Source organism: Marinospirillum sp. (assembly GCF_035271045.1).
Taxonomy (GTDB): domain Bacteria; phylum Pseudomonadota; class Gammaproteobacteria; order Pseudomonadales; family Halomonadaceae; genus Marinospirillum.
In genome coordinates this window covers 114,277-127,492 of the sequence record NZ_DATESC010000015.1, presented here as the reverse complement: position 1 = coordinate 127,492, position 13,216 = coordinate 114,277, and the positions used below count along the sequence as shown (strand labels likewise).

Sequence of the window (13,216 nt, the reverse complement as noted above, 5' to 3'; positions counted from 1 at the left end):
TCATTCTTTTTAAGCGACCTATCGAGTGTGACTTAGATGATGAATACTGAATACCGTAAAAATCTGCCAGGTACAAAACTAGATTATTTTGATACCCAAGCAGCGGTTGAAGCGATTAAGCCAGGTGCTTATGCAACCCTGCCTTACACATCACGCATTTTAGCGGAACAGCTAGTGCGCCGTTGTGAACCCGAAGAATTGACCGCTTCTTTAGCACAGCTAATTGAGCGTAAGCAAGATTTAGACTTTCCTTGGTACCCAGCCCGTGTGGTGTGTCACGATATTCTTGGTCAAACGGCTTTGGTTGACTTGGCTGGTTTGCGTGATGCCATTGCTGATATGGGCGGCGACCCTGCCAAGGTTAACCCTGTGGTTCCTACTCAGCTCATTGTTGACCACTCTTTGGCGGTTGAAGCACCGGGTTTTGATCCTGATGCCTTTGAAAAGAACCGTGCCATTGAAGACCGTCGTAACGAAGACCGTTTCCACTTTATTGAGTGGACCAAAACTGCCTTTGAAAACGTTGATGTGATTCCTGCCGGTAACGGCATCATGCACCAGATTAACCTAGAAAAAATGTCGCCGGTTATTCAGGCGCGTGATGGTGTTGCTTTCCCTGACACCTGTGTGGGTACTGACTCGCACACGCCTCACGTTGATGCGCTAGGTGTTTTAGCCATAGGTGTGGGTGGTTTGGAAGCTGAAACCGTCATGCTAGGCTTGCCTTCTATGATGCGCCTGCCTGACATTATTGGTGTTGAGCTAGTAGGCAAACGTCAGCCGGGCATTACTGCAACGGATATCGTTTTAGCCATTACTGAATTCTTGCGTAAAGAGCGGGTAGTCGGCGCTTACTTAGAATTTTTTGGTGAAGGTGCTGATAGTTTAACTATTGGTGACCGTGCCACTATCTCTAATATGACACCAGAATATGGCGCGACAGCGGGTATGTTCTACATTGATGACCAAACCATTGATTACCTAAAGCTAACCGGTCGTGAGCCTGAGCAAGTGGCTTTGGTTGAGAATTACGCTAAAGCAACCGGCCTTTGGGCTGACAGCTTGAAAAAAGCGGAATACCCACGCGTATTAAAGTTTGACCTTTCCAGTGTTGTTCGTACTATGGCAGGCCCTTCTAACCCTCACGCTCGTGTGTCTACTTCTGATTTAACCGCCAAAGGCATTGCTGGCGAGTGGATTAAAGAAGATGGCCTAATGCCGGATGGTGCAGTGATTATTGCGGCGATTACTAGCTGTACTAATACCTCTAACCCACGCAACGTAGTAGCGGCTGGCTTAATTGCTAAAAAAGCCAACGAGCTAGGTTTAACCCGTAAGCCTTGGGTAAAAACTTCGTTTGCACCGGGTTCTAAAGTGGCACGTTTGTACCTAGAAGAAGCCAATCTTTTGCCTGAACTAGAGCAGCTAGGCTTTGGTATCGTAGGTTATGCTTGTACCACTTGTAACGGTATGTCTGGCGCGTTAGATCCAGTTATTCAGCAAGAAATTATTGACCGTGACCTTTATGCTACCGCTGTGCTTTCGGGTAACCGTAACTTTGATGGCCGTATTCACCCCTACGCTAAGCAAGCTTTCCTAGCTTCGCCACCGCTAGTGGTTGCTTATGCGATTGCCGGTACGATTCGTTTTGATATCGAAAAAGATTCACTGGGTAATGACAAAGATGGCAATCCGATTACCCTAAAAGACATCTGGCCTTCAGATGAAGAGATTGATGCGCTGGTTAAATCGAGTGTTAAGCCTGAGCAGTTTAATGAGGTTTACATTCCGATGTTTGACCTAGACAAAGGCGTGGCGGCAATTAGCCCACTATACGACTGGCGTCCTAAGTCGACTTACATTCGTCGTCCCCCTTATTGGGAAGGTGCTTTGGCAGGCGAGCGCACCATGAAGGGCATGCGTCCTTTAGCGCTTCTACCAGACAACATCACCACTGACCACTTATCGCCTTCTAACGCGATTATGATGGACTCAGCAGCGGGTGAATACCTGCACAAGATGGGCTTGCCTGAAGTTGACTTTAACTCTTATGCAACCCACCGTGGCGATCACCTAACAGCCCAACGTGCTACTTTTGCTAATCCTAAGCTAATTAATGAAATGGCTGTGGTAGATGGCAAAGTTAAGCAAGGTTCGCTTGCGCGTGTAGAGCCAGAAGGCAAAGTGATGCGTATGTGGGAAGCGATTGAAACCTACATGAATCGCAAGCAGCCGCTAATTATTGTGGCTGGCGCTGATTATGGTCAAGGTTCTTCACGTGACTGGGCTGCTAAAGGTGTTCGCCTAGCCGGTGTTGAAGTGCTTGCTGCTGAAGGCTTTGAACGTATTCACCGTACTAACCTCATTGGTATGGGTGTTTTACCTTTACAGTTTGCAGAAGGTACTACACGCAAAACTTTAGGCCTAGACGGTACTGAAACCTACGACGTTGAAGGTGATCTAAAAGCGCGTGGTCAGATGACTTTAGTCATTAACCGTAAAAATGGCGAGCAGGTAAAAGTACCTATGCTATGCCGTTTAGACACGGCGACTGAAGTGAGTGTTTACCAAGCCGGTGGTGTTCTACAGCGTTTTGCACAAGACTTTTTGGCTGGCAAAGCTTAATAGCTAGTTAGTTCATTAATGTCGATAAAGGCAGGCTTAATGCCTGCCTTTTTTATTTCTAAGCCAGTTTCTTTTGAGGTGATTTATGAGTCAATCTGCTAACAATCCAGTGTCCAACAATAAAGTTCCACAAATTAAAATTCCAGCCACTTACATTCGTGGTGGTACCAGTAAAGGTGTATTTTTTAACCTAACTGATTTACCAGAAGCCGCTCAAGTAGCGGGTGAAGCACGCGATAAAATTTTACAACGTGTGATTGGTAGCCCCGATCCTTACGGTCAACAGATAGATGGTATGGGTGGTGCAACGTCTAGCACCTCTAAAACGGTTATTCTGTCTAAAAGCGAACAGCCAAATCACGATGTTGATTATTTGTTTGGTCAAGTGGCGATTGATAAAGCTTTTGTAGATTGGTCGGGTAATTGCGGCAACTTAACCGCTGCGGTGGGTGCTTTTGCGATTAGCAAAGGTTTGGTCGATGTAGCGCGTGTGCCAGAAAATGGCATTTGTGTCGTACGCATTTGGCAGAAAAATATCAAAAAAACCATTATTGCCCATGTGCCAATTACTAATGGTGAAGTGCAAGAAACGGGTGATTTTGAATTAGATGGTGTGACGTTTCCTGCGGCTGAAGTTGTGATTGAATTCATGGATCCAGCCGATGGTGAAGGTTCTATGTTCCCAACAGGCAATGTTGTGGACACGCTAGACGTGCCAAACATTGGGACGTTTAAAGTGACCATGATTAATGCTGGTATACCAACGATGTTTTTTAATGCCGCAGACTTAGGCTTTAAAGGTACGGAATTACAAAGAGACGTTAACACTGATGCCGCAACGCTAGAACGCTTAGAAACTATACGTGCCTATGGCGCGGTAAAGATGGGTTTAATCAAGGATATCTCAGAAGCAGCAGCGCGTCAGCACACGCCTAAAATTGCATTTGTAGCTGCACCCACAGACTACACAGCATCTAGCGGCAAGCAGATTTCAGCGAGTGATATTGATGTGTGCGTAAGAGCGGTTTCTATGGGCAAACTGCACCATGCAATGATGGGAACGGCTTCGGTTGCCATTGCTACAGCAGCAGCAGTGACAGGTTCATTAGTCAACCTAGCCGCTGGTGGTGGCGAGCGTGATGCCGTGACTTTTGGGCATCCGTCAGGCACCTTGCGCGTAGGTGCAGCAGCAGCACTGGTCGATGGACAGTGGACAGCAACCAAAGCAGTGATGAGCCGTAGCGCCCGTGTGATTATGGAAGGCATGGTTCGCATTCCTGGTGATACTTTCTAGCTGTAAGCTTTTGAAATTTTGATATTGCCTAGTGGCTGTTCATCCGGTCGTTGCAGGTACAGCTACCGCCAAGGATGGCAGCAGTGTATTTATTACTAGCCACTAGGCCACTGTACTTTGACTAGGAATATTTATAGCGTTAGAAATTTAAACGTATTTGATAGCAATATGACCTGATAAAATCCAGATACCAACGGCTATAAGGGTAAGACCACCAAAAACTTCAGCTCGATGCCCCAATAAAGCATTCACTGTTCCGCCGATCATAACACCTAGCGTTACCATCAACGTTGTTGCTAAACCAATCAGACTCGCAGCAATCCAGATATTTACATTGATAAATGCTAAGCCTATACCGACGGCCATTGAATCAATGCTAGTACCCAAGGCAGTTAAAGAAATTGTAATAAAAGAGTGTCTAGCAGGCTTCTCTATTTCGTCTGAATGAGGCCTTAACCCCTCATAAATCATATGTAAACCCAAAGCCAGTAGTAATAAAAAAGCAATCCAATGCGCCCAAGCTTGCACATAAGCTGCTGCTGATTTACCTATTAACCAGCCAATTAAAGGCGTTATTGCTTCAATGCTGCCAAAAATTAACCCTGTTCTTAGGGCTTCTGAAAACTGAGGTTTTTTTAGACTGGCTCCTTTACCAATCGCTGCGGCAAAGGCATCGGTTGACATGGCAAAAGCCAATAGAATAAGTGCGATAGGATTCATACTAATAACTCCGGTCGGGCAGATTGAGTCCATGATCTATCCACACGCCCGACTAAAGGCATGAATAGATCAATGGTCTCGCCAACCGATAGGTGTTCGCACCATGGCATAAGGCCAAGTATGTTGATACGAACGCTTCCAAACAATGGAAGCAGGCTACTCCCCAAAGAGGCCGCTACTTTAGCAATAGCTTCGAGCGGCTACAAGTCTTTTTAAAGTTAAAGTAAGTCAAGTTTTAGGTGGATATTTTTTTGAATTATTTTGATGGATTAAAGTGGTTATTAACTCACTTTAAAGTGAGCCACTAGTTGATGTAGCTCTTGCATCTTCTCATGTATTTCCTTAGAACTATGGGTTGTCTTAGTCGCTGCTATGGATGTTTTTTCTGCAATGCCCGTTATATTGATAATAGATGAGTCAATTTCTGAAGCTACTTGGGCTTGTTCTTCGGCCGCTGAAGCGATTTGATTACTCATATTAGTAATCGTTTCTACCGCACCAACTATTGTGTTCAAAGCAATGCCTGCTGTTTCTGCCGTTGCTACAGTCTTTTTTGCTTGCACTTGGCTAGCATTCATTATTTCAGCTGCGCGTTTAGATTGACTCTGTAGTCTGTCAATAATACTTCTAATTTCATCGGTAGAGCTTTGACTGCGTTGAGCTAAGCTACGAACTTCATCGGCTACAACAGCAAATCCACGTCCTTGCTCACCCGCTCTAGCTGCTTCTATAGCAGCATTTAACGCCAATAAGTTAGTTTGTTCAGCAATCTCACTAATAACATTCATAACTTGGCTAACTTCTTGACTATCTTTTTGTAAGGTATTCATCGCTTCGACGGATACTTCAATTTCTTTGGCTAAATTATTAATGCTAGCTATCGTTTGTCCAACGATTTTTTGACCATTAAGCGCCTCATCACTAGCTTGATAAGCAGAATCGCTGGTTAGCGTTGTATTTTTTGAGACCTCATGTACTGTAGAAACCATTTGATTCATAGCAGTAGCTACTTGATCTAATTCTGTGTGTTGTTCTTTAATGCCTTTAAGTGTTGTTTGTAATAAGCTAGTAACGCTATTTAGTGTAGCACTCACTTCGCTGCTACTATTAATTACACCTGATGCAATTTTGCACGTTTCTTTAACCATTATGTTATAAGTAATAAACATTTGACCTATTTCATTATCATTGGTTTCAATTCTTAAAGTACGTGAAAAATCACCTTTACCAACGTAACTTAAATGATCCCTTAATCTATCAATTTGATGCATAAGTACATTAATACCAAATATTCTTCCTAATGATATAATTATAAAAATAGCTAAAGTTGCTGACATTGAGAATATGGTTTGATTACGGCTTTCTTTATTGCTTAACTCCTCCATTAAGCCAACGCCAGTATTCATTTCTTTTAAAACTTCCAAAGATTGCTTGGCTATAAATTCTCTGGCATTAGTATCTTGAGGGTTTTTAGTTAAAGCTAATAAACTATTTTTATAATTTGGCCATAATTCTTGGACTAATTCTAACTGATAAATAATTTGTGCATCTTTGGCTGCTGCTATTTTGCGACTGACATCACCTTTTAATAATGCATTATGACTAGATTCAAATTGGTTTAGCGTAGTGTTAAGACGGTCAATGTCTGATGAGCCTTGACTTATTAATAATGCCTCTTTAGCCATTTTCTGGCTTAACATACGTTGAGCAGCAGCAACATTAATAACCGTAGCATTGCTGTTAAAGGTACTAAAAAGTTGAATTAAAATAATGCTAACTAAAGCAGTTATTAAAAGATAAGAAAAAAGAAACTGCTTGTTTAAACTTTTTATACCTAAGCTACGCAATATTAATTGTATTGTATTGGCAATAAAATCCATAATTAACTAACTCCTTTTTTGTAATTTCTATTACTTTAGCTTAGCTGTTAGCAAGAGTATACTTAGACTTTATGGTAAATGAAGATTAAAGCCTAGCTAATGACAAAGCAGTAGTTAGGCTTTTTCATGCGGGAGAGCGGTTGGTGTTATTTAGGATCAGCGAGTTTACGCAAATAACGAAAGAGTTTACGTGAGCTAGCCGGTGGTTTTTCTGCCGCTGCTTCTTGACGTGTATTGCGAATAAGTTGGCGTAATAACTGTATTTCACAGTCTGGCCAAAGTGTTACAAATTCAGCTAAAGCCGCATCTTCAGCAATCAATTTATCACGCCAGTATTCTAGATTTTGAAAATGCTGATTGTGGGCAGCTGAGCTGGAGTCATAAATATCCATTGCCGCTTTGATGTTATCGCTATCACGGCTACGCATTAATTTACCGATACGTTGTAACTGACGACGACGCGCTTCGTGGGATTTAATGCGCTTATGCTCAGCCAAAGCATCCAATAGTTCTTCGTCTAGCTTTAACGTTTTTAGTTGCGTTGCGGTTAAATCTAAAAGCTTTTTACCTATTTCTTGCAAAGCTAACATTTGGCGCTTTAATTCGCTTTTACTGGGTCCAAAGTCTTGCTCTTCTTCTGCATCGTAGTCGTACATTAATTAGTCTTCTTCATCAAAACGGTTAAGTACCAAGGCTTCTAAGGCGGCCATGGCTTGGTGTTCATCTTCGCCTTCAGTGCGTAACATTAGCGCTGTTCCGCAAGGTGCAGCCAACATTAATAGCTGCATAATATTGCGGGCGTTAGCAGTTCGCTCATTCAGGCAAATTTCAGTTAAGGCTTGATACTGCTGGCACGTTTGTACTACACGCGTTGCAGCACGAACGTGTAGACCACGTTTATTGGTTAAAGTAACTGTTTTTTCCAGCATTCAAGCTTTTCCAGCATTTAAGTCTCGATGGCGAATTTGTACATCGGGCTGTTGTTGCGAAAAGTGTTGACCTAAGCGTTCGGCAAGAAATACCGAACGGTGTTGGCCGCCGGTACAACCTATCGCAACAGTAATGTAGCTACGGTTACTTTCTATGTAATGTGGCAGCCAATTTTCGACAAAGCGACTGATATCTTCAAACATTTGTTTTGGCAGTGGGTGCTGGTTTAAAAAATTAACCACCGCTGAGTCTTGCCCCGTTTTTTCTCGTAAAGAAATATCCCAAAAAGGGTTGGGTAAGCAGCGCACATCGTAAATTAAATCCGCATCCAAGGGTACGCCCTTTTTAAAACCAAAGGATTGAAACAGTAATGTTGGTGCTTGTTGAGGTTTACGGGCAACTTGTTCAGCAATGGTATTACGCAGTTCATGTACAGAAAGGCGTGTGGTGTCTAGGTTAAGCTGCGCTAGACTAGCCAGCGGGTCAAGCAATTGCTGTTCATGTTCAATGGCTTCGCTTAGGGATAACTGACCATCACGCGCTAAAGGGTGACGGCGGCGCGTAGCAGAAAAGCGCTCCATTAACGTTTTAGCGCTGGCATTTAAGTAAACCACCAAGACTTCCACACCTTCGGCGATGAGTGCTTGCATAATACTAGGGAAGTTGTTTAAGTCTTGTGACAGGTTACGTGCATCAATACTAACCGCAACACGGCTAAGATTATCTTGTACTCCCGATTGCTTAGTCAGCGGAATAAGTAAGCCTGCAGGCAAATTGTCTATGGCGTAATAGCCTAGATCCTCCAGTGCATGCAGTGCAGCACTTTTCCCAGATCCTGAGCGACCACTAATAATGACAAGTTGCATACAGGCCTCTTTAATTTAGCTTAATTAAGCGCTAGTTGGTGTACAGATAAGCTGATAAAACTGTTCTGGTTGGTCTGTTTTGCGTAGCTCCTTGCGTAGCTCTTCACTTGAAAAGCGTTCTGCAAGCAAGGCTAGGGTTTGCAAATGGACTTCATTGGCTTCTTCTGGTACCAGAAGCAAAAAAATTAGATCTACGGGTTGTCCGTCAATGGCATCAAAGTCGATTTTATCCCTAAGGCGTATAAAAGTACCTACAGCTTCAGTGCAGTTGCTAATACGGCAATGAGGTAAAGCAACCCCATCACCAATACCCGTACTACCCAAACGTTCCCTAGCAATCAGTCTAGAAAAAATCTCTTCAGCATCAAGCTGAGGATTTTGTTGGGTAATGAATTTACTGAAGTACTCTAGTACACGTTTTTTGCTGCCCCCAGGCACACCAAATAAGGTGCGCTCAAGGGTCAGGATTTCGTTAATCTGCATATTGGACAGGTATGACCGTTTAGTGGGTGGCGCCCTGTTGGCGAGCCTGAGCTTTTTCTTTATGTTTAACGAGCTGGCGTTCTAATTTGTCGATCAGCTGGTCAATAGAGGCATACATATCTTCGCTTTCAGATGAAGCGTGAACTTCACCACCAGCAACTTTAATATCTGATTCAGCAATTTGACGCAGTTTATCAACCGTCAAAGTCACTTGAACACTTGTAATTTGGTCAAAAAAACGTTCTAACTTAGAAAATTTATTTTCTACAAACTCACGTAATGCTGGCGTTAATTCAACGTGATGACCAGTAATATTTATTTGCATGTTGCGCTCCTTGGAATTTAATTATTACATTTTCATTGTAACGCTTTTCGTCATAAAGCAAACCCCTGATGCTTGCTGTTTGTAGCAAAATAACACTTGACATTTAATGCTTAGCGCAAGCGCTTTCTTTCACTGGATGCTGAAATGTTCATTGCTTCACGGTACTTAGCAACAGTGCGCCTTGCAATCTGTATGCCTGTTTTAGCCAGTAAGTCAGCAAGTTTACTGTCTGAAAGCGGTTTTCTAGGTGGTTCATCCGCAATCAGTTTTTTAAGCATGGCGCGGATGGCTGTTGAAGATGCTTCGCCGCCTGTACTGGTACCAACGTGGCTAGAAAAAAAGTATTTTAATTCATAAATACCGCGTGGCGTGTGAATGTATTTTTGTGTGGTGGCGCGTGAAATGGTTGATTCGTGCATTTCAATGGCATCGGCAATGTCAGCCAATACCATTGGCACCATGAACTCATCACCTTTTTCTAAAAAAGCTTGCTGGCGTTCAACAATTTTACTACCGACTTTTAAAAGGGTTTCGCTGCGACTTTGTAGGCTTTTAATTAGCCATTGTGCGTCGCGGTGGTGGCTTTTTAAATAGTCTTTGGTTGCGGTTGAATCGGCACGATTAATTAAGTCGTTGTAGTTAGATTGCACGCGCAGCTTGGGCTGAGTTTCAGGGTTAAGTTCAACTTGCCAGCCGTGTTCGGTGCGGGTCAGTAATAGGTCGGGTGTGATGTAACTTGAAGCTTCGCTTTCAATGCTATTGCCAGGGCGTGGATTTAATTGTTGAATTAAGCTAATGACTTCATGCAACTGATCTTCACCGGTTAGTTTTAAACGGCGTATTAAAAAACGGTAATCACGGGCGGCTAATATTTCTAAGTAAAGATCGACCAGTTTTATCGTTTGGCTTAAATAAGGTGTGTCAGCAGGCAACTGTTCTAGCTGCAAGGCAAGGCATTCTTTTAAGTCTCTAGCACCTACACCGGGCGGATCAAAACGCTGGATTAATTTAAGAACGGTATGCACTTCAGCGGTGGTTAGTTCGATGAATTCAGGATTTTGCCTTTGTAAACCTTCAGTAATCGCATCCAAATCATCACGTAAATAACCTTCTGCATTGATGCTGTCGATTAGGGTTTCGCCAATTAACCGATCGGTGGTGTTATGAATATTTAAGTTGAGTTGCCACAAGAGGTGGTCAGACAAGGTGCTAATGGGCGTATCACGTGCATAGTCTTCGTATTCGTCTGAATGGCTGCTACTGCCTAAGCTAGTGCTGTAATCTTGACTGTAAATATCGTCCCAAACTGTATCAACGGCTAATTCTTCAGGAATATTTTGCTCTTCCCACTGGTTCATTTCGGTGGGTGCTGCTTCTTGTTGTTCTTCTGCTTTTTTTGCTTCACGGGTAGACGTATCAAACGGGTCAGCAGTAATCAGTGGTTGCTCATCGTCTTCCAGCTCAAGCAAAGGGTTGGCCTCTAGGGCTTGCTTTATTTCTTGTTGTAGATCAAGTGTAGAAAGCTGGAGCAGGTAAATAGCCTGCTGTAGCTGAGGTGTAATCACTAGACCTTGTGAGATATTCAGCCCAAGGCTGGGTTTCATCGCCATAAAAATTTAGCCCATTGAGACTTTTTAAAAAAAGTAGACTTTTAAAAAGTGAATTTTAAATTTTAAATTGTTCGCCAAGGTAAACCCTTCTAACGTCAGCGTTGTTTAAAATTTGTTCCGCATTGCCTTGGGCGATAATAGCACCTTCGCTAACAATGTAAGCCCTTTCACAAATCTCTAGTGTTTCACGGACGTTGTGGTCGGTAATTAATACACCAATATGTTTACTTTGTAATTGCCGAATAATGCCCATGATTTCAGCCACAGAAATTGGGTCAACGCCGGCAAAAGGTTCGTCAAGTAATATAAAGTCAGGTTCGGTTGCCAAAGCGCGAGCAATTTCTACACGTCGTCTTTCACCGCCTGATAAGCTCATGCCTTTGCTTTTACGAATATGAGTAATCGAAAACTCATTTAACAGTCCTTCAAGCAGGGCATTGCGTTGGGCTTTATTCAACTCTTTGCGCAGTTCTAAAATGGCTAATAAGTTATCTTCAACACTTAGTTTTCTAAATATGGAGGCTTCTTGTGGTAAATAACCCAAACCTGCCCTAGCACGGCCGTGCATGGGCAATTGGGTGATGTCTTGGCCATCTAAAAAAATACTGCCGGCATCGGCTTTAACTAAGCCGACAACCATGTAAAAGGAAGTCGTTTTTCCTGCACCGTTAGGGCCAAGTAAACCAACAATCTCACCTTGATTGATAGTGATGCTAATGCCTTTAACGACTTGGCGACCCTTATAACTTTTTTGTAAGTGATTGGCTTGTAAAGACTTGACTTGTAAGCATTTAGTCATTTTTCTTTCCTGACGTTGCAGGCGTTAAAATGATTTCAATACGGGCATCGCTGCTGGATTTTTGTTCAGCTTGAATGTCTTGCGTGACTAAGTTGTAGGTTAGCTTATGCCCAGTAAAACTGTCGTTACCCTGCGTTAAACGCGCTTTGCCGGTTAGAATGACTAAGTTTTTTGCTGGTAGGTAATCAATGCTTTCACCCCAAGCTTCAATTTCCGGTTTAGCAGTGTCGGGCAAGTCTCGCAGATAGGCTTGACCTTGGGGTTGGGTGGCAATGGCTTGTTCTAATTCACCGGCAGCGTTGCGTTGTATTTCAAGCTGCGCTGATTTAAGCAGCAGTTCACCTTGATGAAGCTCAACTTGACCTTGGTAAATCGCTCGCTGCTGTTGGTTGTTCCATTGCATCTGTTGTGCGGCAACTGATAAAGGTAGCTCACGGTCTTTTGGTAATGAAAAAACCTGACTACTAAAAACTAACAGCAACAAGGCAGAGGCTAGCTGCTTAAAAAAAAAGGCAGGTTGGGTCATGGTTGGTTATCCTGTATTGCTTTTACTTTAGGTGGTAAATAGTTACCTTGCACTGTTTGTAAAATGTGAGCTAGACCGGTATTTAATTGTATGTCTAGCCCTTGACCGGTCGTTTTACCGTTTGGGCTAATAAAGCTTACGGGATCTGGTGTTTGGGCGGTATTGTTTGCGCTGTTGATCCACAGACGCTGGGTTAAAAATTCGGGTAGGTAAACGGAATTAGGATTAATGGGCGTAATCACCACCTTGTCTTCTAGGTAAATTTCATCTTCGCCTAAGTATTTTGCACGCTTGGCGACTACTCGCCATATTTGCCCTTGCTGGGTGTAGTGATGCAGTAAAGGGGTTTCAAACAGTGCTAAGTCTTTTTCTGGGTAATGGGTGACTTGTACAGCATCAAGGGTTTGTAAGCGTTGACCTTGGGCACCAAAACGACTGAGGCTGGCATTTTCTACATAATAGTCAGGTTCGCCGTACTGTTCAGGTAATTGAGTGTGTGGCGCTGATAGGTTGATCTCTTGTAATAAAACCAGCAGCGCCCCCAAACTTATTAGTACGGCCAGCGTACCTAATTTACGTAACACAGGAAACTCTTTCATTTGCCTGTTAATTGGTTCTTAGGCTATAAAGGTAGTGATCAATACACGCTTGCCAAGTGCCTTGTGCCTGCATAATTAGGTCAGTTACTTCTCTAACAGCGCCATGACCGCCTGTGCGTTGGGTGGTGTAGTCGCTGTATTGCTGGATGTAGTCTGGTGCGTTGGCAACACTAGCACCAAAACCGGCTTTGCGAATGGCCGCTAAATCGGGTAAATCATCACCGCAATAACCTACTTGTGACCAGTCTAATCCCAGTTCATTAACGATTTCGCTAAGGGCGGTGATTTTGTCTTCACGGCCTTGTAACAGGTATTTTATGCCGAGCGATTCGGCGCGGTGAGTAACGACATTAGACGTGCGTCCGGTAATAATCGCTACTTTTACACCGCTGGCTTGTAGCAATTTTATGCCTTGCCCGTCTTGGGTATTAAAGGCTTTACTTTCTTCACCACCCATCGCATGAAAAAATAAACTGCCGTCGGTCATTACGCCATCAACATCCAGCACCATTAAGCGAATGGGGCGAAGTTTTTCTAGTAAAGTTGCTGCAATATCCAT

Annotated in this window: 14 protein-coding genes and 1 riboswitch; of the genes, 2 read left to right on the top strand and 12 right to left on the bottom strand. The window is 43.2% G+C overall.

Translation table 11 applies throughout. From position 1 onward, the window contains the following. The first annotated feature begins 39 nt into the window (after nucleotides 1-39). Nucleotides 40-2,625: a Fe/S-dependent 2-methylisocitrate dehydratase AcnD gene (gene acnD / locus VJY63_RS06180; protein WP_324049309.1), complete on the top strand. Its 2,586-nt coding sequence runs from the start codon at nucleotides 40-42 to the stop codon at nucleotides 2,623-2,625. Nucleotides 2,626-2,710: 85 nt separating this feature from the next. Continuing rightward, nucleotides 2,711-3,919, top strand: coding sequence for a 2-methylaconitate cis-trans isomerase PrpF (prpF, locus tag VJY63_RS06175; RefSeq protein WP_324049084.1), 1,209 nt, complete (start codon nucleotides 2,711-2,713; stop codon nucleotides 3,917-3,919). A 147-nt stretch (nucleotides 3,920-4,066) separates the two neighbouring features. On the opposite strand, the gene mntP is transcribed toward prpF, so the two are convergent. The 12 genes from mntP to VJY63_RS06115 all read right to left on the bottom strand — a co-directional run bounded on the left by mntP (nucleotide 4,067) and on the right by VJY63_RS06115 (nucleotide 13,216). Beyond that, the gene (mntP, locus tag VJY63_RS06170; RefSeq protein WP_324049082.1) at nucleotides 4,067-4,639 is read right to left on the bottom strand and encodes a manganese efflux pump MntP; all 573 of its coding nucleotides are present in this window, start codon (nucleotides 4,637-4,639) and stop codon (nucleotides 4,067-4,069) included. 33 nt (nucleotides 4,640-4,672) lie between these two features. Continuing rightward, nucleotides 4,673-4,811, bottom strand: a riboswitch (yybP-ykoY riboswitch). A 109-nt stretch (nucleotides 4,812-4,920) separates the two neighbouring features. Beyond that, entirely contained in the window at nucleotides 4,921-6,519 is a 1,599-nt protein-coding gene (locus VJY63_RS06165) for a methyl-accepting chemotaxis protein (RefSeq protein ID WP_324049080.1), read from the bottom strand. A gap of 146 nt (nucleotides 6,520-6,665) precedes the next feature. Further along, on the bottom strand, nucleotides 6,666-7,175 hold the full coding sequence (gene yjgA, locus VJY63_RS06160; protein WP_324049078.1) for a ribosome biogenesis factor YjgA: 510 nt from the start codon (nucleotides 7,173-7,175) through the stop codon (nucleotides 6,666-6,668). Nucleotides 7,176-7,178: 3 nt separating this feature from the next. Further along, on the bottom strand, nucleotides 7,179-7,448 hold the full coding sequence (locus VJY63_RS06155; RefSeq protein ID WP_324049076.1) for an HPr family phosphocarrier protein: 270 nt from the start codon (nucleotides 7,446-7,448) through the stop codon (nucleotides 7,179-7,181). Continuing rightward, nucleotides 7,449-8,315, bottom strand: coding sequence for an RNase adapter RapZ (gene rapZ, locus VJY63_RS06150; RefSeq protein ID WP_324049074.1), 867 nt, complete (start codon nucleotides 8,313-8,315; stop codon nucleotides 7,449-7,451). A gap of 24 nt (nucleotides 8,316-8,339) precedes the next feature. After that, nucleotides 8,340-8,798, bottom strand: a complete 459-nt coding sequence (gene ptsN, locus VJY63_RS06145; RefSeq protein WP_324049072.1) for a PTS IIA-like nitrogen regulatory protein PtsN — start codon at nucleotides 8,796-8,798, stop codon at nucleotides 8,340-8,342. 19 nt (nucleotides 8,799-8,817) lie between these two features. Continuing rightward, nucleotides 8,818-9,123: a ribosome hibernation promoting factor gene (hpf, locus tag VJY63_RS06140; protein ID WP_324049070.1), complete on the bottom strand. Its 306-nt coding sequence runs from the start codon at nucleotides 9,121-9,123 to the stop codon at nucleotides 8,818-8,820. Nucleotides 9,124-9,233: 110 nt separating this feature from the next. After that, nucleotides 9,234-10,733: an RNA polymerase factor sigma-54 gene (locus tag VJY63_RS06135; protein ID WP_324049068.1), complete on the bottom strand. Its 1,500-nt coding sequence runs from the start codon at nucleotides 10,731-10,733 to the stop codon at nucleotides 9,234-9,236. A 55-nt stretch (nucleotides 10,734-10,788) separates the two neighbouring features. Continuing rightward, nucleotides 10,789-11,532, bottom strand: a complete 744-nt coding sequence (lptB, locus tag VJY63_RS06130) for an LPS export ABC transporter ATP-binding protein (protein WP_324049066.1) — start codon at nucleotides 11,530-11,532, stop codon at nucleotides 10,789-10,791. Beyond that, nucleotides 11,525-12,058 carry a lipopolysaccharide transport periplasmic protein LptA gene (lptA, locus tag VJY63_RS06125; RefSeq protein ID WP_324049064.1) on the bottom strand — a complete coding sequence of 178 codons (534 nt, stop codon included), beginning with the start codon at nucleotides 12,056-12,058 and terminating at the stop codon, nucleotides 11,525-11,527. The genes lptB and lptA overlap by 8 nt, the downstream gene beginning before the upstream one ends. Next, entirely contained in the window at nucleotides 12,055-12,642 is a 588-nt protein-coding gene (gene lptC, locus VJY63_RS06120; RefSeq protein ID WP_324049062.1) for an LPS export ABC transporter periplasmic protein LptC, read from the bottom strand. The genes lptA and lptC overlap by 4 nt, the downstream gene beginning before the upstream one ends. A gap of 22 nt (nucleotides 12,643-12,664) precedes the next feature. Beyond that, nucleotides 12,665-13,216, bottom strand: a complete 552-nt coding sequence (locus tag VJY63_RS06115) for a KdsC family phosphatase (RefSeq protein ID WP_324049060.1) — start codon at nucleotides 13,214-13,216, stop codon at nucleotides 12,665-12,667.